Raw genomic sequence first — 16,607 nt, 5'->3', positions numbered from 1 at the left:
CCCACTATTTATTTTAGTTTCCGCCTCCTTGGTTGCGGTTTTCACCTTCTTTAGGCTCTCTTTTCTGGGGGGGGGCATCCGCCTCCTCTAGGCTGACATGGGAGATCTCCGCTAGCTGGTTTTACTCCGCCTCCTCCAGGCTGACCTAGGAGATCTGCGCCACCTCCTTGTTGCAGTCCCTCCATTAAACGGAACTTCTTGTTTGTGGTTCCGCCTCCTCCAGGCTGACCGAGCTCAAGTTCATCTCCTCCGATTGCAGACTTCGGTAGATTTTTCTCCCAAGTCTCGCAAATTCCAGTAGCAATGTACTTGGAAACTTTTTTGATAATTAGAGTAGCCAGGAGAGTAGCAACAGCAGGAGCTAACCCAACTCCACTGACTAAAACAGGAGCCAGCATCCCAGCCGCTTTAGTATAGTTCTGATTGATTGTTTCATCTAAAATCTTCTGAGTCTCTGCATCGTCCCCGAGGGGTTTGCACATAAGTTGGTAAACTAAGGGGTTGACGCGATCGAACAACTGCTTACCTGCTTCTAGAAATCTTGGATCGATCGCTGCTCTAGCCGCAACGTTCACATCAATAGATTCCAAGGAAGCTGGGTCTACCCCTATTGCTCCACGTCCAGCAACATCATCCCCTATGGCTTGTACGCGAGAGCCTAGCTGAGCTTCCAATACATCATCATCCAGCTCCCACAAACTTGCCACAATGGCTTCAACTTCTGTCATTGCTAGTTATCTCCAGGCTTTAGTTAACAAGAGAGTTACTGATTATTCTGGGGATATAAAAATATCTTCCGAAACCAATCAAGCTAGTTTAACCAAAATATAGTGATATTTCAAAAATCTCAACTATTCTTATCATTTTTTGATTGAGCGACTATCTCTCTGGAGATGAGCCGTGTTCGCGACTAATATCATTCCGGGTGGGCCGGAATGATATTACCCAACAAAAGAAGCCGGGGGTAGCGCGCGAGATCGTTTTACTTTTAATTAGAACGACCTACTTAATTACTAACCTCAGCCATTTCAATCACGCGACCGTCGTAATCCTTGACCAAAAAATTCAGCGGCTTTTCCCGGCGAATTTTATAACTAATGCCGCGAGTTTGTACCCTCATCAATAGCTGATCCAAACATTCGCGATCGAAACAAACGTGACGCGGACGATTTTTTTCCCCTGCACCGGCGCCGCTAATAATGTGCAGTTGCGTATTTTTCATCAACTGATACCACAAACCATCGGGACTCCCCATTGTTTGAGATGTCGTTGCCCTCCCGACATTCGGCGACAAATACAGCGGATCAATACCAGTTGTTCCCAAAGTTTGCTCGTAATTGTAGTAGTAGTGCAGCGGCACTTCTGCTACGGGCAGGTTTAGCATACCTTCATAGAACTCCCTCGCTTGTCCGAGATCCGATACCATCACGGTGTGTACCTTCGGAGCACTGGTGAGAAACATCCACATCGCCCCCGCATAGGCGGCCAGCAGCATCACCATAATCCCTTGAGTCGAAAACAAGCTGTCCAGGGACGGCAAAAAAGAGCTCAAGTACAAAGGCCGAAGTCCAAAAGCAATAAAACTAACTGCTAGAGTCATGAATTATAAGAAAGGGTAAACAACGAAATTTATCAAGATTGCAGTCGCGATCGCCCGCGAGACTTAAACTATTAGCTTAGCCATCTATAGCAATCCTAAATGATTCGTGTAATTCTTGTAGGGGCAAACCCCCCGTGGTTGCCCCGCTTGACTGGGGTAGGCACGGGGGCACTACCCCTACATATTTTTACAAATGATTTAGGATTGCTATATGTTAGCAAAAACTAGCGGTTAAGCCCTACCCGATGAAAGTCTTTGTCTACGGCACACTCAAACCGGGGGAGTGCAACTACCTCCGCTACTGCGAAGGAAAAGTTGTGGATGCTTGCCCCGCGATCGCCCGCGGTCAACTTTTTGCGCTGCCGATCGGCTATCCTGCGATGATGGCCGGAGATGGCACAGTCTGCGGTTTTCTCCTCTGTTTCGCAAACTCGGCTATTTTGGACGATTTAGACCGATTGGAAGACTATCATCCGCTGCGGGAACCGACACAAAACGAATATCAGCGACAGGAAATCGAAATCTTCGATCGACACCTCAAACCTTTAGGCACGGCTTGGGCTTACTTCATGTTACCCGATCGCGTTCGTTCCCTAGGAGGCATCTGGCTGCCCGACGGCAGGTGGGAAAATAGGTTTTTCACCAAATAAGGTGGTTAATGCCGATGAGCTTAGTTAATAGCTATTGCCGTGCGATTCGGCGGCTCGAACCTGTAACCGTAACCCCGAATTGTTTTAATAAACTGCGACGCATTAGCATCAACTTGAATCATTTTCTTGCGAATCTGGCCGATATGCACGCTAACAACTTGCTTTTCTCCTGTGTCGTGGCAGTTCCACCCCCAGATTTTTTCGATTAGCTGTTGGCGACTCCAAGATTGATTGGAATGACTAGCCAAAAAATACAAAATATTAAATTCCAAGGCTGTTAAGTTGATAATGCGATCGTTGAGTGTTGCTTCCCGACGCGCTGAATCGATCGCGAATCGATCGAATACAATACGTGATGAAGTGACAGGCCTCATACCAATTTTTTATGAGGCCCCGTAGAATGCGATCCCCCCTAGCCAAGAGGGCGGGCACTCTTGGCACCGCCCCTACTAAGGGGGGGACAAGATTCCGATCTTTCGTCCCCCTTCTTAAGGGGGATTTAGGGGGATCGAGATATGTGCAACTTCACATTCAATTGGTATCATCCGTCTCAACACAACTTCTATACGAATTGCCAACTCTGCCAAACCAAAGGGTTTGCAGATATAGTCATCAGCACCTGCAGACAGGACTTTAAGTTTATCAGCTTCGTCGGTGCGGCTGCTTAGCATAATCACAAAAACATTAGTACGGCGATGCATTTCCTGGCAGAGGTGATAGCCTGTAGTATCCGGCAAATTCCAATCAAGAACTACTAGCAGTGGCTTTAATTTCTCAAACAATTCTAAAGCAGTCTCGCCATCTGCTGCCGAATCTACTTGATATTTCTGATTTAAAAAACGATGAACAAGATTGCGGATTGATGAGTCACTCGATTTTAGATTTTAGATTTTAGATTTTAGATTTTAGAATTGAAGCATTGACCCCACGGATAAATTCGGGGGCAAGTTTCATCGAATACAGGTTTTTTATTTCTGGACTGATGAATCACGTGGCGGGTATCCTGGATGCTTTCGGTCATCATCCACAACGAGAATCTTGGGAGTAGTATCAGTAGTCATAACAAAAAAGTTTCTTCCTAGCGTCAATTTAAAGCTGGCAATTACAGCACAGCTTTAGTGGAGCGTAAATCCCAGATCGTTCCAACTAATACAGACTTTTTTGGGGCAATTCTTCTCTCAACTTCGCTTGAATGTCAAAAGGCTCTCCCCAATCCCAAATTTTTACTTCTAGGTGTTCGTTAAATACCATTATTTCCAGCTCTATCGGAGTTTCTAATGGCAGATTTTTGTGAGCGTGGCGAACAGCATTCGTAAACCCTTCAATCACAGCAAGTTTACACTGATGCAAAACGACTAGGGGAATTGGTAGAGGATCTAGCTGTTCAACCCACGATAAAACTTGAGCAACAGCCTTGATATCAGTATTTATTTGAAGGCGGATTTTTTGAACTAGCTGGTTATAACTTGGCTCGGATTGGGGAAATCGTTGCTTTTGAAACCCGAAATTAAAGCTGGTTAAAACATCGATAGCCCGCTTAAAAAAACCATCTTGAATGCTGCTTTGGGATGGTACTAGACCAGGCTGCTGATAATATTTTACAATGAACAGACAGTTCCGACCGTCAGAAGTGCGGGTATAACTTAGCTCATCGGCAATTTTGCCAATAATTTTTATACCTATCCCACCTGACGGAATTTCATCTATGTTATCTATCATGGTGCTATCCTTTGTCATCATTTAATGTGTACTTTTTTACCTAAAAAAGACAGTGGCATTCTGAACGATTAAGTTTGCATGATTTATGCCTGACTTTTCCCGTATGCCGTGCAGTTGTTGTCCCGATCATTTTCTCTTTTTTGATCGGGTCTTGACAAACTCAGTTTGCGATCGCTAAACTGATCGAAAACTGACGTTGACAATTAGATAAGTAAATTATACAATGACCACCCTCAAAGCCTCTGAGGAGGGATTAGTAAAAATTAAGCAAGCTAGAAGAGAAAGGGGCTCGACTATAGAAGACCCGATATGGCTAGTAGAAGCTAGTCAAAAATTAGAGCCCGATCGAACTTGGACAGAGGCCGGGCCCTATGCCGATGGCCTCTCGCTGCCAACTTGGAGGCGTTTTTTAGGAGGAAGAGACCCAATTAAAGCTAATGCTTTCAAGGCTTTTTGCACGGTTTTGCAGTTGAATTGGGAAGAAATTGTCGATCGTCCTCCTTTAGCCCCCCCTTACCAAGAGGGGGTTGGGGCAGGGCTGTTTAATTCTCACCAAAAACATGAATTTTGTAGGGGTAGTGCTACCCCTACTCCCCGTGCCTACCCCCGACCTAGAGGATTCGATCGGCAGATCCGACCAAGAGGGCCGGCACGGGGGCACGGCCCCTACGGATAATGAAACTGCCCTGGGGGTTGGGGGGGTTAGAGATTTTTGCCAACAGCATATTGATTCGGTAGTGCAAGAGATACGGCAAAAATGCCACAGCAAAATCCAACAGCTTTACAGCAAAATGCAACTGTTGGATATTGCACAGCCCGTTGATGTCAGCAACCTCTACGTTGAACTCAACATTTTGGAGGAAATTACCAGTTGGCAGCCGGGAGAAATTAGCGATTTACTCAGAGAGTTCAACCCAGATGCGGATAACTTTAACCGCTTGGGATTAGGTAAAATATGCCAGAAACGAGTACCAGGATTGGATGCGGTGAAATCTCACTCTAAACTGATGGTACTCGGCAAACCGGGTTCCGGTAAAACTACTTTTTTGAAACACATTGCCATTCAGTGCGATCGCTCTGAATTTGAAGCAAACAAAATACCGATTTTTATCTCTCTGAAAACCTTTGCTGAAATCGCTAATCTTGACTTATTAGAATATATCAGCGACGAATTTGCCAGTTGCGGAGTTGAGGCGCGATCGCAAACTGAATCTGTACTCAGTCAAGGCAGAGGGCTGATTTTGCTGGACGGCTTAGATGAAGTGCCAGAATCAGATAGCGATGCAGTCGTCAGACAGATTCGTCAGTTTGTCCAAAAGTATTACAACAATCAGTTTATTATTACCTGTCGAATTGCCGCTGCTAAGTACAGATTTCACGACGAAGCCTTTACCTGTGTTGAGGTAGCAGATTTTAATAACAAGCAAATCGCTGCCTTTGCTCGCAATTGGTTTGTGGCATTTTCCCAGAATATGGAGGCAGGGAAAGCTTTAGCGTCTCAATTTGTATATCAGCTAAAAATGAATAAAAATCAGCAAATCCGAGAACTGGCAGTAACGCCTATCTTGTTGAATCTGACTTGTTTAGTATTCCAAGCCAAAGCACATTTTCCATCCAACAGAGCCAAGTTGTATGAGGAAGGATTGGAAATTATGCTCAGAAAATGGGATGAAACTAGAGGCATTCAACGGGATGAAGTTTATCGAGATTTGAATTTGTGCCGCAAGAAACATTTACTTGCTTTTGTGGCAGCTATTACTTTTGAGCGGGGCGATTACTTTTTTGAAAAAAATCAAATCCAACAAGTGATTGCCAACTATCTGGCTAACTTACCCGATGCCACAACTGACCGCGTTCAGTTGGAGAGCCATAGTGAGGTTGTGCTGAAGGCCATCGAGGCACAACATGGCTTATTAGTGGAGAGGGCAAGAGGGATTTATTCGTTTTCTCATCTAACATTCCAAGAGTATTTTACTGCTACAGAAATAGTTAACAATTCCACTCCACAAGCTTTGGAGAAACTGGTCAGCCACCTGACCGAGAAGCGTTGGCGAGAAGTCTTGTTTTTAGCAGTTGGGATGTTGCCAAAAACTGATGACTTGTTACTATCAATGAAACAGCAAGTTGATGGGATGGTTGCTGAGGATGAGCAGTTGCAGCAGTTCCTAATGTGGGTAAGAAATAAATCTTTTTCCATTAAGGCTCCCTATAAACCATCAGCTATCCGCGCTTTTTATCTGGGTCGAGAGGTAGAGCGCGTTAGTAACCCTCGTTCGGACTTGAATTTTGACCTAAGTTTGATCCGTATTCTTGGTTATGCCATTGACCATACCTTTAAACCACCCCTTGAACTTTTTTTCTTGGACTTTACTTCTTATTATGACAATGAACGTGACTCTGGCTTGGCTACTGAACGCCACTCTGACTTGGCTACTGATATTGTTCTTGATGTTGCAATGTTTTATGCAATTGACCTTAATATTGCCTATACTTATGCTGCTGGTTCAGGTCGCAATCTTCTCTCTATCCTCGCCTTTTCTCTCAATTTAAATCTTGAACCAGAATTGAAGCAATCTCTGCAACAACTCAGAGACCAACTATATGCTTCAGCATATCCAAACAGAATACAGCACTGGTGGAGAAGCGAGCGGGAGTGGTGGAATGCTAAAGGTCGAGATTGGACTCAGCAATTAATAAATGTGATGATTAAGTATCGCAATATAGGTCGCAATTGGATATTCAGCGAACAGCAGAAGTCATTGCTGAGGAAGTATTATGATGCTAATAAATTGCTAGTAGATTGCCTCAATAGCGGTTGTAATCTATCTCCTGCTGTGCGGCAGGAAATTGAGGAGACATTGCTGTTGCCGATCGCAAATCTGCAAAAAATCGGTGACAAGTGCGATCGCCCCGTCTAATTCCACTCGCTACCTACTAGGATATTAAGATGCGATCGCCCCACAATTCGTCATTCAAAGCCGGGAAAGCGTCAAAGGATATATCCACCTTGAAAAACTGGGAAAAACAGCAAAAAGCCCCCTTTTTTAGGGAGCTTAGCAACTTTCGTTATTGCTCAAAACAGAAATCCTACTGCGCCTTTAGCAATTACTTTTGAGGGGTTGCTACACCAACTTTGGGAATATCCATGATCGGTGCATTCACCCCAAGCATCAAATCATTGGGATTAACCATCTCCACCAGAGGCTCGTTTAAAGCCATAATCAAACCGTCTGATTCAGCAGGAACGGGCGATCGAGCAAACTGAGGAGCAAACAATTGGCGATCGCCACCGACACCAGACACCACCGCAACCAACAAAGCTGCGATCGCACCTCCACCCACAATCCAAGTTCGTTTCGGCTTGCGTTCCACCCGCTGCAAAACCTTCGTCGCCAACTCCTCGGCAGATTGTTCCGCAGCAGGCACCGGCATTGCCTGAAAACTCTGCTGCATCATCAGCAGTCGCGAGTACAAACGCTTCGTAGTGGGGTCATTTGTCAGCCACTCCTCAACTTGCCGGCGTTCTGCTGCCGTCACTTCGCCATCGAGGTAAGCACTTAGCAATTCAAAGCGATCGCGCATCATAGTAGTTACATTGCCCTGGGCATAATTGTTGTTAACTTCAGTTTCAGCGAGTGAATCCCCCACGCCTTGCTGATTCTGATTTTTATCGGATTCAAAGTTACCACTCATAATTTCAGACTTGCTCTAATTGGGGAATCACGCACTCGGTATTAGAATGATTTACTGCTTACTTATATTTTAAAAGAGAAGTTTTGATGTCACAGCAAACTTCACCAAATCTTCTTAACCCGCCTCTGAAATTACTCTTGCTAATTACCATCGAGATATTTTTGCAATTCCAACTGCAATCTTTGGCGAGCTCTAGCAATTCTCGACTTGACAGTTCCCAGAGAAACTCCGGTCATTTCGGCTATTTCCTCATAGGCTAAACCTTCTATTTCTCTCAAAACAATTGTCGTGCGGAATACTTCCGGCAAATCTGCGATCGCCACCCGCAACTGGTCGTAAAATTCTCTCGTCGTCAAATCTTCATCAGGCCCCGGACTGTCGGCCGGAATTTCCCAATCAACCTCGCCATCTTCCAGAGTACGGGGTACGTCCAGCGACAGCGGAGTTCGCACCCGTTTGCGCTTCCGCAACTCATCGTAAAACAAATTAGTGGCGATGCGGCTCAGCCAGCCCCGAAATTTAACAGGCTCTTGCAAGCGGTTAATATTGCGGTAGACCCGAATCCACACTTCCTGAGCCAAGTCTGCTCGGTCTTGCCAGTCAGGGGCCAAGTGATAGAGAACCCTGTCTACGTGGGACTGATACCGCTTCAACAGTTCTGAAAAGGCCGTGGTCTCAGGTCGATTTCCTTCCTGACACCGCAACACCAAGTCATAATTAGAGAGTTTTTCGGCTGGCAATTGCACTCTTTGAACGGTCGCCACAACCGCAGACCAGGACACGGAAATAAAGTCGCTCATCGGTGGAATCGGCTCATCGAACATTCCACACTTTTTGACGTTAGGAGATCGTAACAAGTTCCCCTCTTCAATCTCAAATCTCAAATCGATTGACTAATGCCCGACAACCTCGCACGCTCCAATACTAACCCAACTGCTAGAACCGTCAGCCCAATGTTCCTTTTTCCAAATCGGTACATTGTGTTTGAGCGTATCTATGGCGTACTGGCAAGCTGCAAACGCTGAGCCCCGGTGGGGACAGCCAACAGCCACCAATACGCTGATTTCGCCCACCTGCAAGTGTCCGACGCGGTGGTGAATAGCGACCCGATTGACATCGGCCCACTGGCGGCGGATTTCAGTAGCAATTTGCTGGAATACTCGCACGGCCATCGGTTCGTAGGCTTGATATTCTAGGGAAACTACAGCTTGACCGTCAGTTTGGTTGCGGACTGTACCGCTCATTATTACCACGGCTCCGTTCGCGGGGTCATCTGCCAAAGCGTATATTTCCTCTACAGACAGCGGCGCTAAGGTAATGGCGAAGCTGTCGGATTCATGGCGTTGAGGAATTGTGCCGAGAGAAAGTGCAGCGAAGGAGTTCATTGCGAAAGAAGTGGTGCTGGAGAACTCGATCGATCTTGACACAAATCAAGTCGCGATGGATTTGTCTTGCATTCTTGTCGGGGACACTGGGAGGCTAATCTTGAGACCCATCTTGTAGCACGGCCGAGGGCCCGACGCCATCGCCCCGAACTTCTGCACGAGTGCGATCGGCTACACTATGACTGACCCCAAGCAAATTAAGATTGGGCTTGAAGACGAGCCGGATGCTTGTTCGATATAATTAACTGCCGATCTTGCTGTAGCAGTTCAATAAATAAGCACCAAAATAAGTAGTGTCATTCGCAACTCAGTACAAGCCATTTCCTACCCCAATCGATAACTTCGTTCCCTTTTTAATGACACAGTTAAGTTTAATTCTGCCCGGAGTTCTGATCCGCGTCGGCAAAATTTTTAGCAGCCGATGTAAACTTTATTTATTTTTTTGTTCCGGAAAGCTACATCAATGACATGATATACCTGTGCATGGTTCAGGAACATTAGCCAATACTCGGCAACAGCAAGACCTTAACGCCCTTTTGTGGCTTTTATGAAACATAAGTTAATAATTTGGGCTGTTAATTGAGGTTTTGACCTGAGTCTGCACCAAGAAAGGTTAACAACAATCATGAGGAAACTATGGAAGCACTAGCATTGAGCCACTCTTTTGTTGCTTATGAATCTCCAGAGTCCGAACTCCAAGTCAAGTCGTTAGACCAACTCGGCTTGAAAATTCCTAATTCTGCATGGATAGGCGTCGCAGGTATGGCAGTAGCCCTATCTGTTCTGAGTGTCGGTGGCGAAGCCCAGGCGGCAAGTTGCTACCGCAAACACTGTGGCCATCGCGCTCATCACAGCCATCACAGCTACGCCAAAGTTGTCACGAATGGCGGCCGACTGAATATCCGCCACCGCCCCAGTAGCTGTTCTGGTGTAATCGGCAAGTTATATTATGGAGACCACGTAAAATTGACCGGTCGTTACAAAAACGGCTGGGCCCAACTCAAAGGTGGTGGCTGGGTTTCTGCGTCCTGGCTTTCCTAACTCTTAACTAGAGCAATTTACATTTCTAGAAAGAGTTTTAATCGTTACCCGGCCCTACTGGGTAACGATTATTTTAAATATGCGATCGATCCTGAAAATCATTGAAGATCCGAAATTCATGACTAACAACTAACAGCCTAAACTTTACCCCCGCCGATTAGATAAAGTAATGCCATCCGCACCGCCACGCCGCTGGTAACTTGCTGAGATATCAGGCTAAACTGGGCATCGTCCATCAAATCCGAACTAATTTCCACGCCACGGTTAACCGGGCCAGGGTGCAACACCTTCACATCCGGCTTGCAGAGTTTCAGCCGATCGCGCGTAATCCCGTACAAAGAATGGTACTCTCGTAAACTCGGCAGCAAATGGTCGCTCATCCGTTCCTTTTGCAGCCGCAAAGTCATCACAAAATCAGCATCTGCCAAAGCAGGTTCCAGATGCCAGTGCAAAAATAACTTGCCTTCCCTACCATCGCCACACTCAGCAAACAACAGCGGTAGCAAAGTCGGCGGCCCGGCCAAATGAACCTCTGCCCCAGAAGCCGTTAGACTCCAAATATTAGACCTAGCCACCCGCGAATGCAAAATATCCCCCACCACAGCAATTTTTTTGCCCGCTAAAAGTTCCAGCCGCGGACGTTCGGTATCTAACAGAGCACAAATAGTAAATAAGTCTAGCAAACCTTGCGACGGGTGTTCGTGCTGACCGTCTCCAGCATTGAGAACGCTGACTCTCGAACCCAAGCGATCCATTTCCGAAGCAATCGTGCTGGGAACTCCCGCTTGTTCGTGCCGGATTACCATCAAATCCGTTCCCATCGCCAAATAAGTCTTAGCCGTATCCAGAATAGTCTCCCCCTTCGTCAGAGAAGAACTTCCCGGCGTAAAATTCAGCGTATCCGCTGACAGTCGTTTGGCCGCCAACTCAAAACTATTGCGAGTCCGGGTAGAAGGTTCAAAAAACAAATTCGCGACCACTTGACCCTGCAGGGCCGGCACTTTCTTCGTGCGGCGGCCGAGCACCTCCCGAAAACTGGCCGCAGTTTGCAGCACTGTATCGTATTCGTCCGAGGTAAAATCAGCCAGAGTGAGAATGTGTCGCCTTGTCCAAGTCATACAATTTTAGATTTGAGATTTGAGATTTTAGATTGACTCAATCAGGACGGACGATGGGTTTGGAAGTTGCTTGTACGCCCGCCCTGCTGTCGCCTTTGAATGTTCGATCGACATTTAGGGGTGGCGATCAACAGTATCCAACAATTTTTGATCGCTTTTGCGGTGAGTAGAGTTATAATCAGTTTATGTAGCTCCGACCCCACTCTCACAGCGAACCCAGCGTCGAAGGTGAAACAGGTGTGGTTTACCCGCAGGAAAGCGGAAATTACGCTGTAGCAGCCAAAGCGCAGTAGTTGCAGTTCCTCCTACGCAAACTCAGCCTTGTCAAGAACAAGCCGAACGCAGCCCTTGCATCTGCCACTATGTGGAAACAACGATGTGGAAACAATCGAGGCGGCCAACCTCCCACTGTCGATCGACAGCATATAGCGGGACATTTTAAAGATGATTAATTCTTTGAAGTCGGTCTTGACTCTTCAGTCCTGCTTATAGGGCCTTGTCAAAACGAACTGTGTTAAGATACAAGTTAAATATGTAGCTTCCCGACAAAAATCTACACGTATCTTGGCGAGACTGTTCTTGGCGAAACTGCGGTAAAAAGTGTGAGATCGGAAGTGGTAATTCACAAAATTTAAACAATTCAAGAGGTATTATGAGCCAGAAGGTTATACAGCCGATGGTTAAGTTCCAGCGTCAGGTGCATTCTCTCGTCACGTCTGACATTATCAAGCCGACAGACAGTATTTGGAAAATTGCTCTGCTTTACGGCGACGAATGGCCGTACTGGAAACAGCAATTGCTAGAGTTTGATTTTTCTATGCAAGACCCCGTGAGCGAGTTGATAGCTGTAGAAGCTTGGGACGAGGAATAACAGAGGAGACGGAGGACTGGGGTGTCGGAGAGAAATTCCGAGGCGATCGGCTAAATTTTATTTAATAAAATTCCGTTGCTAAATTCTTCCCTCTTCCCTTTTCCTTTTGCCCTCTTCCTCATAAATTCTGACTTTTGGCTTTTGAGTTTTGACTTCTGACTTTTGTTAAAGCGAAGCTGCTAAAGCTCGAGCTAATTGTTGAGCAGTTTGAAAGCGATCCCCAGGCTTAGCTGCCGTGGTTCGCAAAATGGTGTCCCGCAGCTTGGGGGCGATCGTCGGAATATTTTCGAGCTTAAACCCGTAACCTCCAGCTATTTTGCCGTAAAAGTTTTGAGGGCTTTGGGCCGTCAGCAAAAAAATTAAAGTAGGCCCAATAGCATATAAATCCGACTGAGGGAGAGGCTGTCCCCGGTCTTGTTCTGGTGCGGTGTAGCCTTCAACGCCGATGCGAGTGCCCGGAGGAGTGCCGATTTCTTTAACGGCTCCAAAATCCAGCACTGTAATGCGATTGTCCCGGTGCCGCACCAGCAAATTAGCAGGTTTAATATCCCGGTGGACGATCGGGGGTTTTTGAGAGTGAATGTAGTCCAAAACCTCACAGGTTTGGCTCATCCACTCTATTGCTTGTTGGGGAGCAACAGGCCCGCGGTTGTAGATGCGTTTTTCTAAATCCTCGCCGTGGAGCATTTCCATCACCAAGTATTTTTTGCCCCCTTCCACAAAAAAGTCAAAAAACTGAGGAATTCCCGGATGGTGGAGGGCCTTGAGAGTTTTAGCTTCACGTTCAAACAGTTCTTGAGCTTTGACTATTTGAGCCATGTCAGCATTCATTTCCTTGAGGACTACCAGAGAAGCTGCGGGGGAACTTCCGGGTTTTTGAGCTTTTGCTTTCTCTCGATCCCAGGCTAAAGTCGTTGTCCCCATACCGCCTTGGCCCAAAGTTCTCAGCACTTGGTAGTGGCGCACCGTGCGATCGACTTTAATCGGTTCGCCGCAGTGGATGCAGAATAAATTCCCCGGCGGGTTTCCCGCGTGGCTGCACCGTGGGGCGGCGAGATTGACGGTGGGGTTCGCCTTAATTTGGCCGCCGAGTTCAATAGTAATCACTTGGAAATGCAGAATTGGGCCGCCCCGCGCCAACTGGATCAGGGCACCGTCGGAGATCCAACCCTGAGACATGAGAATACCGTTAACCAAAGTGCCATTTGTCCCGGAATTGACTAAGTACCATTGGCTGGACTTCCCGCTATTAACTCTTTGTAGTTCCAGATGCTGCCGCGACACTAGAGCATTGGGGATCACAACGTGATTTTCAGGAGAGCGACCGATGCGAATAATGGATTCGCTCTCGAAACTCCACTGTTGCAGGGGGGTCTGTTTTTCTGGATCTAAAAGAGTCAGCAGCATTTTCGATTGATGTGGTTGAACTCCCTGATTTGGCAGTGAGAGTGGGCGGGAATTTACAGATTTGGGGCGTAGGGCTTGGAAAAATTAGAAATTAAAAATTACTTATGAGCTTCACAGGTTAGTTTCAGGAAAACTTTATAATATCCTGATTGTGATTAAAGATTTCATAAACAATTAAGTTATAAATACTTTTTTGGGAACAATTATCGGTAAAAATTCTGAGTGGTCGATCGCTCCTTAAAACACAGTCGATCGATTTAACACTTGAAACTACAAAAACTAGGTAAACAATCGCTAAACTTTTACGTAAATTTGCTGTAGCAGCAGGTTGTGATTTACCCCTCACATCTATAGGTAGGGCGGGCACTTCCCACCTAGACCCAAATTGCCCCGACAGCGATCGAGTATAAAGCAGATTTCGCATCAGCCCGCCTGCCGAGTCACTTCATTTTAGTTAATTTTTTTTCATTAGACTAACTATTTTTGTAAGTGAAAGCTCTTTCAACTATGATGAATCCACTTACTATCAAGCCTGTTTTTCCGGTAGATTCCCTGAACCGAGTCTCAAAATTAAAGCTACGGATAAATGGTTGGTACTCCACAGCTTTTCTGAAATCGTATGGGTCTGCAATCAGTTTTTGAGCAATCAAACTGAAGCTGTTTCAACACCGGATACCTAATAACAGAGCGAGTAGTAAAGCCTTGCCCGAAAAAGGCAGAAGCTGTTTCCTTTCCCTGCAACAATTGCCGATTTAACCCAGGGGGTCACGGGGGAAAGCACCACCTTTGAACAAGTTGGCAGCATCCAAATTCTAAAATCGAAATGCGCCTACCTGCGCCCGAATGATAATTGCCGTGATATTGTCGTGACCGTTGCGTTTGTTGCCCAGTTCAATCAATTGGGAAACTCCCTGGTCGAGATCAGCTTGGGGATTGAAAAGGGGTTCGAGAGTGTTCTGCCAGTGAGTTTCCAACAAATCATTATCTGTCAGGCCGTCCGAAGCCAAAATTAATAAGGTATCTTCGCACAAGTCTAAAAACTGTACCTCTGGCTTGAGAAAATTACTGTCTCGCGGGCCGATGGCTTGAGTTAGTTGATAGGCGTCGGGACGGGCATAAGCAGTTTCCGGGTCAACCCCGCGCTTAATTTCGCGCTGCCCTACTTCGTGGTCTGAGGTGATTTTTTCTAGGGTTTGTCCCTTTCTCAGTCGGTAGAGGCGGCTGTCGCCGACGTGGGCAACGGCGAATTGGGTGTCTTGAACTAAGACTGCGACTAGAGTTGTACCCATGCGGGCGCTGCCGGAGCGTCCGTCTTTTTGATTGATTTCAAAGATGGCTTTGTTGGCTAGCAGGACTCCCTCGCGGATGGTGTCTGCCGGAGGTAGTTGATTTTCCCAACGGGTTTGAAAGAATTCTCTGAGGGTTTCAGCCGCTAGTTGACTGGCTACTTCTCCGCTGTCGTGTCCGCCCATGCCGTCGCAGAGAATGTAAAGCCCTTTGGTTTGAAAGATGCGACCGAAGGAGCTTTCGAGTTTGTTGAGCTGAGTCCAGATGCTGAAGAAGTCTTCGTTGTGGTCGCGGGTGCGGCCGACATCGGTGAGGCCTGCGTCTTCTAAGCTGTAAATCTGGAGTGGCATCGGCTGGGTTAAGACCTCGCCAACCTCGGGGGGGGACTCGTCGAGGCTGCGGTAATGCCTGCGTGTCGGGGTTGAGCTTGGTGAAGGTGCGGGTTGGAGTTCGAGGGGAACTGTTTCTAGGCGCGATCGCAATTCTTCGATTGTGTTAATCTCGCCTCTGTACATTTGTTGCAGCAGGTCGAGCAATGCGCCAAACTGAGTGCGATGATCGGACTGGCTAAATATCACCTGCCACAATTGCCCCAAATCTACCAGTTGCAGGTTGGAGCCGGCGGGTTCGGGATAGAGGTATTGCAGTCGCAAAGAAGCCAAGGAAAAGGAAGAGTCGGGGTTGACTCGCAAATTTGTCAGTTCCAACAAGCTTTGCCGACAGCGCCAGGGTTCTAGGGCAGCCCACAGTTCTGTCATTTCGTGCAGCCAGTATAAAATTTGCTGGGTGGAAGTTTCGGGTTGACTCCAGCGTTCTACCAGCAGCGGCCATTGGGAGCAGTCTTCTAGCAGCAGCACTGCCTGTTCGTTGTCTGACCAGCTATCGTGAATGACTGGCAGGTTGTGAGAGAATTGCCACCGGAGTGCCAGATAAGGTTCAGCTATGCCTTGGCAAAGCTCTGCTAAGGCGGAATTGGTTGAATTTTCTCCGCGTTTGATTGCTGCGCTATAGGGGGATGTTCGTCTGGCGACGCTGGCAGAGTTGGCTGCTAGCATGGCTTTGAGGGGTGACATTTCCAGCGGCTGACAGTCCAATACTGTTACTTCTACTGTGTCGGAGCGTTTTCTCGGCGGCACGGTTTCTAGGAGTTGGTAGCGCTGCTGAGTGTCTAAATAAGCTCCTGCTTGCTGGGAAGGGATTAAATATTCTGAATTGGGGACGGGGAATTGTGGAGATTGGGGGGAGATGTCAGCTATGTTTGGGCTGTCGGGGTTCTCTGTTGCTTCCTGGATTTGTTGAGGCTGTGATGCGATTGTAAAATGCTGCTCAGATGGGGTTATTTCGCGCTCTGGTGCTGTAGTAGAGCTTTTTTCTGTTGTTTGAAAGGATGCTGGTGCGATCGCCCCCACGGCTACCACAGGGTCAATTTCTGTGCTGCTGAATTCGCCGTCGCTTGGCTGTGGAGAAGTTGATGCGACTGCTATTGGGGGTTCGGCTGGGGTGGTTATTTCGGTTTTAATGGCGTCTGTGATTGGTTCAGGAGAGTTTTGGCGCGATGGGATTTCTGGAACCATCTCTGGTTTTTGGGGAAATTCGGCTGGGGGTAGGGTTGACTCCTGTGGCTCGACTGCTGGAAAATTCGATCGACCGCAGATAATGGCCCGCCACACTTGACCTGTTGCGACGCCGCAATTCTGACATAATGCGGCGCTAAAAGCGACTTGGGCACCGCATTCGTGGCAAGGTTTGTAAATTAGGGAATTTCCGCATTGTTGACAAAACTTGTTTGGATTGGGATTTTCAAATTGGCAGCGGGGACACAGAAGCATAGGGGTT

17 protein-coding genes are annotated in these 16,607 nt (G+C 47.1%); 6 read left to right on the top strand and 11 right to left on the bottom strand.

Features of this window, described 5'->3' with window-relative positions:
* Positions 1-50: 50 nt before the first annotated feature.
* Both QUB12_RS26945 and QUB12_RS26940 read right to left on the bottom strand, forming a co-directional pair.
* Positions 51-728 carry a hypothetical protein gene (locus tag QUB12_RS26945; protein ID WP_333309223.1) on the bottom strand — a complete coding sequence of 226 codons (678 nt, stop codon included), beginning with the start codon at positions 726-728 and terminating at the stop codon, positions 51-53.
* A 278-nt stretch (positions 729-1,006) separates the two neighbouring features.
* Positions 1,007-1,600 (bottom strand): glyoxalase-like domain protein, encoded by a 594-nt coding sequence (locus QUB12_RS26940; RefSeq protein ID WP_333283184.1) that lies wholly within the window; start codon positions 1,598-1,600, stop codon positions 1,007-1,009.
* 245 nt (positions 1,601-1,845) lie between these two features.
* Here QUB12_RS26940 and QUB12_RS26935 point away from each other — a divergent pair, with 245 nt between their 5' ends.
* Positions 1,846-2,250 carry a gamma-glutamylcyclotransferase gene (locus QUB12_RS26935; protein WP_333078464.1) on the top strand — a complete coding sequence of 135 codons (405 nt, stop codon included), beginning with the start codon at positions 1,846-1,848 and terminating at the stop codon, positions 2,248-2,250.
* 20 nt (positions 2,251-2,270) lie between these two features.
* Here QUB12_RS26935 and QUB12_RS26930 read toward each other — a convergent pair whose 3' ends face one another.
* From QUB12_RS26930 to QUB12_RS26920, 3 genes are all read right to left on the bottom strand, one after another.
* The gene (locus QUB12_RS26930; RefSeq protein WP_333140567.1) at positions 2,271-2,624 is read right to left on the bottom strand and encodes a response regulator transcription factor; all 354 of its coding nucleotides are present in this window, start codon (positions 2,622-2,624) and stop codon (positions 2,271-2,273) included.
* A 114-nt stretch (positions 2,625-2,738) separates the two neighbouring features.
* Positions 2,739-3,110, bottom strand: a complete 372-nt coding sequence (locus QUB12_RS26925) for a response regulator transcription factor (RefSeq protein ID WP_445300676.1) — start codon at positions 3,108-3,110, stop codon at positions 2,739-2,741.
* 286 nt (positions 3,111-3,396) lie between these two features.
* Positions 3,397-3,969, bottom strand: coding sequence for an ATP-binding protein (locus tag QUB12_RS26920; protein WP_333140565.1), 573 nt, complete (start codon positions 3,967-3,969; stop codon positions 3,397-3,399).
* 223 nt (positions 3,970-4,192) lie between these two features.
* Here QUB12_RS26920 and QUB12_RS26915 point away from each other — a divergent pair, with 223 nt between their 5' ends.
* On the top strand, positions 4,193-4,645 hold the full coding sequence (locus QUB12_RS26915) for a hypothetical protein (protein WP_333140563.1): 453 nt from the start codon (positions 4,193-4,195) through the stop codon (positions 4,643-4,645).
* Between the two features lie 61 nt (positions 4,646-4,706).
* The gene (locus tag QUB12_RS26910; RefSeq protein ID WP_333300345.1) at positions 4,707-6,887 is read left to right on the top strand and encodes an NACHT domain-containing NTPase; all 2,181 of its coding nucleotides are present in this window, start codon (positions 4,707-4,709) and stop codon (positions 6,885-6,887) included.
* A 187-nt stretch (positions 6,888-7,074) separates the two neighbouring features.
* Here QUB12_RS26910 and QUB12_RS26905 read toward each other — a convergent pair whose 3' ends face one another.
* From QUB12_RS26905 to QUB12_RS26895, 3 genes are all read right to left on the bottom strand, one after another.
* Positions 7,075-7,662 (bottom strand): zf-HC2 domain-containing protein, encoded by a 588-nt coding sequence (locus QUB12_RS26905; RefSeq protein WP_333140559.1) that lies wholly within the window; start codon positions 7,660-7,662, stop codon positions 7,075-7,077.
* A 140-nt stretch (positions 7,663-7,802) separates the two neighbouring features.
* Positions 7,803-8,462: a sigma-70 family RNA polymerase sigma factor gene (locus QUB12_RS26900; RefSeq protein ID WP_041622468.1), complete on the bottom strand. Its 660-nt coding sequence runs from the start codon at positions 8,460-8,462 to the stop codon at positions 7,803-7,805.
* Positions 8,463-8,555: 93 nt separating this feature from the next.
* Complete coding sequence (locus QUB12_RS26895; RefSeq protein ID WP_333140557.1) at positions 8,556-9,047, bottom strand: molybdenum cofactor biosynthesis protein MoaE; 492 nt, start codon at positions 9,045-9,047, stop codon at positions 8,556-8,558.
* Between the two features lie 636 nt (positions 9,048-9,683).
* Between QUB12_RS26895 and QUB12_RS26890 the strand changes: the two genes are divergently transcribed.
* Positions 9,684-10,088: an SH3 domain-containing protein gene (locus tag QUB12_RS26890; RefSeq protein ID WP_333140555.1), complete on the top strand. Its 405-nt coding sequence runs from the start codon at positions 9,684-9,686 to the stop codon at positions 10,086-10,088.
* 137 nt (positions 10,089-10,225) lie between these two features.
* On the opposite strand, the gene QUB12_RS26885 is transcribed toward QUB12_RS26890, so the two are convergent.
* Positions 10,226-11,206, bottom strand: coding sequence for an aspartate carbamoyltransferase catalytic subunit (locus QUB12_RS26885; RefSeq protein ID WP_333140553.1), 981 nt, complete (start codon positions 11,204-11,206; stop codon positions 10,226-10,228).
* A gap of 32 nt (positions 11,207-11,238) precedes the next feature.
* On the opposite strand from QUB12_RS26885, the gene QUB12_RS26880 reads away from it, so the two are divergent.
* Together QUB12_RS26880 and QUB12_RS26875 are read left to right on the top strand one after the other, a co-directional pair.
* Positions 11,239-11,376, top strand: a complete 138-nt coding sequence (locus tag QUB12_RS26880) for a hypothetical protein (protein ID WP_333309221.1) — start codon at positions 11,239-11,241, stop codon at positions 11,374-11,376.
* A gap of 482 nt (positions 11,377-11,858) precedes the next feature.
* Complete coding sequence (locus tag QUB12_RS26875; RefSeq protein ID WP_193973492.1) at positions 11,859-12,077, top strand: DUF4327 family protein; 219 nt, start codon at positions 11,859-11,861, stop codon at positions 12,075-12,077.
* Positions 12,078-12,242: 165 nt separating this feature from the next.
* Here QUB12_RS26875 and QUB12_RS26870 read toward each other — a convergent pair whose 3' ends face one another.
* Both QUB12_RS26870 and QUB12_RS26865 read right to left on the bottom strand, forming a co-directional pair.
* Positions 12,243-13,484: a protein kinase domain-containing protein gene (locus QUB12_RS26870; protein WP_333309219.1), complete on the bottom strand. Its 1,242-nt coding sequence runs from the start codon at positions 13,482-13,484 to the stop codon at positions 12,243-12,245.
* Positions 13,485-14,296: 812 nt separating this feature from the next.
* On the bottom strand, positions 14,297-16,600 hold the full coding sequence (locus tag QUB12_RS26865) for a serine/threonine phosphatase (protein WP_333309216.1): 2,304 nt from the start codon (positions 16,598-16,600) through the stop codon (positions 14,297-14,299).
* Positions 16,601-16,607: the final 7 nt, after the last annotated feature.

This window comes from Microcoleus sp. B7-D4 (genome assembly GCF_036705125.1).
Lineage (GTDB): Bacteria > Cyanobacteriota > Cyanobacteriia > Cyanobacteriales > Microcoleaceae > Microcoleus.
The sequence above is the reverse complement of the archived record's forward strand: the minus strand, read 5'-3'. Positions and strand labels throughout refer to the sequence as shown.

Excerpts from the sequence above, each read along its gene's own strand:
- QUB12_RS26875 (WP_193973492.1), top strand. The coding sequence starts at position 11,859 with ATGAGCCAGAAGGTTATACAGCCGATGGTTAAGTTCCAGCGTCAGGTG.
- QUB12_RS26920 (WP_333140565.1), bottom strand. The coding sequence starts at position 3,969 with ATGATAGATAACATAGATGAAATTCCGTCAGGTGGGATAGGTATAAAA.
- QUB12_RS26945 (WP_333309223.1), bottom strand. The coding sequence starts at position 728 with ATGACAGAAGTTGAAGCCATTGTGGCAAGTTTGTGGGAGCTGGATGAT.
- QUB12_RS26900 (WP_041622468.1), bottom strand. The coding sequence starts at position 8,462 with ATGAGCGACTTTATTTCCGTGTCCTGGTCTGCGGTTGTGGCGACCGTT.
- QUB12_RS26935 (WP_333078464.1), top strand. The coding sequence starts at position 1,846 with ATGAAAGTCTTTGTCTACGGCACACTCAAACCGGGGGAGTGCAACTAC.
- QUB12_RS26895 (WP_333140557.1), bottom strand. The coding sequence starts at position 9,047 with ATGAACTCCTTCGCTGCACTTTCTCTCGGCACAATTCCTCAACGCCAT.
- QUB12_RS26930 (WP_333140567.1), bottom strand. The coding sequence starts at position 2,624 with ATGAGGCCTGTCACTTCATCACGTATTGTATTCGATCGATTCGCGATC.
- QUB12_RS26890 (WP_333140555.1), top strand. The coding sequence starts at position 9,684 with ATGGAAGCACTAGCATTGAGCCACTCTTTTGTTGCTTATGAATCTCCA.
- QUB12_RS26905 (WP_333140559.1), bottom strand. The coding sequence starts at position 7,662 with ATGAGTGGTAACTTTGAATCCGATAAAAATCAGAATCAGCAAGGCGTG.
- QUB12_RS26915 (WP_333140563.1), top strand. The coding sequence starts at position 4,193 with ATGACCACCCTCAAAGCCTCTGAGGAGGGATTAGTAAAAATTAAGCAA.
- QUB12_RS26865 (WP_333309216.1), bottom strand. The coding sequence starts at position 16,600 with ATGCTTCTGTGTCCCCGCTGCCAATTTGAAAATCCCAATCCAAACAAG.
- QUB12_RS26870 (WP_333309219.1), bottom strand. The coding sequence starts at position 13,484 with ATGCTGCTGACTCTTTTAGATCCAGAAAAACAGACCCCCCTGCAACAG.
- QUB12_RS26885 (WP_333140553.1), bottom strand. The coding sequence starts at position 11,206 with ATGACTTGGACAAGGCGACACATTCTCACTCTGGCTGATTTTACCTCG.
- QUB12_RS26940 (WP_333283184.1), bottom strand. The coding sequence starts at position 1,600 with ATGACTCTAGCAGTTAGTTTTATTGCTTTTGGACTTCGGCCTTTGTAC.